The following is a 1266-nucleotide window of genomic DNA, read 5'->3' as shown; positions in this document are numbered from 1 at the left end:
CGCCATCATCGCCTGGCACTCAAGGTGCCTCCCAATGTGTAACGCAGCTTTGAACCTCGCCGGGCTGCTCGACCCGCTTGAGCGTACTGCCCTTGTGGCCAGGCTGCCCTCCAACCCTGGCCTTGCCGCGCTCGCGCAAGGACTTCGGCTTGCGATGCAAACCATCCGACGATGGCGGCTTGCTCGAATTGTGACTGTCCTTGCCCAGACGGGCTTGCAGATCACTCACAACAGCCTCCAGTTCATCCACTCGCTTCAGAAGCGAATTGACCAGCCCGATCAGGTCGATGATGAGCGCATCTTTCTGCGCGTGCGTCATCGACTTCAAATTTGGAACCTGCAGTTGCGGTGTCTTCTTTGTCATCCCGCAACTATGCCAGGTTCAGGCCACGTTTACAACACCCGCTGAACAGTTACGCCCGGAGAAGAAAAGTGATGTCGTCTGCCGGTCTTGACGCATGGCCGCGACCCGTCACGATGGCGCGGACTGAAAAGACACCCGCAGCGACAATCATTGGCCGTCGACATGGCCTGTGGCTGGATTTCCTCGCAATCAAACTTTGACGTTGCCCGTTAACTTTCAATTGCTTATTAACTGAGTGAGCGCGTCGAGGATCTGGTCCGCGTGTTCCAGGGCATGCATGGTCGCTGTTGTCGTTCGAATTGCTCAACGCGGAGCGAATGATCAAAGTCGTCACCGCGCCCAAGCTGCCGGTCAAGGCGATCGGACTCGCCGACATCATTCCCGTCGCGCTAACGATCTTATTGCCGGCCCGCAAACGCGCAAGGCGATAGGCATTTCCGACGGCATGCTGCGGCTGTCAGCGGGCATCGAGGATATCGACGAACTTATCGCCGGCTTTTCCCAGGCGCTGAAATTGGTGGCTTGGCGTTCGTATTCTTGAGATTGTGAGCGAGACTGGCGCGCTGGCCTCGCTCGTCCTGCTCCCGACAACGCCGTTGTCGATCCACGTAACGGCCAGTGCGTGCGCGGGACGTGTCGCTCAGAGGTCACCCTCGCCGATCTCGACAACGAATGGCTTGGCAACATCGACCGGACCTGAAGGTTGGTAGTGAGCGCCTCGCTCCTGCACGATTTCGCGGGTCTGCGCGGCGTATCGCTGGCAGCAACACCGAAGCGGGTCAGTCGCGCAACCGCGCCGCGCAGGCTTGCGCACTCGCGCACCTGCGCACGCGCTCCTCACTCGTGCGCGGTCTCGTGCATCCCCCTCGCATCATGTCGCGCTTTCCCGCGCGCGGCTCGCT

The 1266-nt window shown here is 60.3% G+C and carries 1 protein-coding gene and 2 pseudogenes; 2 read left to right on the top strand and 1 reads right to left on the bottom strand.

The window, feature by feature from the left end; translation table 11 throughout:
* Window positions 1-64: 64 nt before the first annotated feature.
* Window positions 65-364: pseudogene (locus tag BMI01S_RS37620) on the bottom strand (DUF6444 domain-containing protein); the annotation flags it as partial.
* 269 nt (window positions 365-633) lie between these two features.
* On the opposite strand from BMI01S_RS37620, the pseudogene BMI01S_RS40495 reads away from it, so the two are divergent.
* Together BMI01S_RS40495 and BMI01S_RS42800 are read left to right on the top strand one after the other, a co-directional pair.
* Window positions 634-905, top strand: a pseudogene (locus BMI01S_RS40495) (PLP-dependent transferase); the annotation flags it as partial.
* A 131-nt stretch (window positions 906-1036) separates the two neighbouring features.
* Window positions 1037-1266, top strand: a 230-nt coding sequence (locus BMI01S_RS42800) for a hypothetical protein (protein ID WP_042293533.1), incomplete at its 3' end; no start/stop codon positions are given.

Origin of the sequence: Paraburkholderia mimosarum LMG 23256 = NBRC 106338, assembly GCF_000739815.1 — a bacterium.
Lineage (GTDB): Bacteria > Pseudomonadota > Gammaproteobacteria > Burkholderiales > Burkholderiaceae > Paraburkholderia > Paraburkholderia mimosarum.
This window is presented reverse-complemented; position numbering and strand designations above follow the sequence as displayed.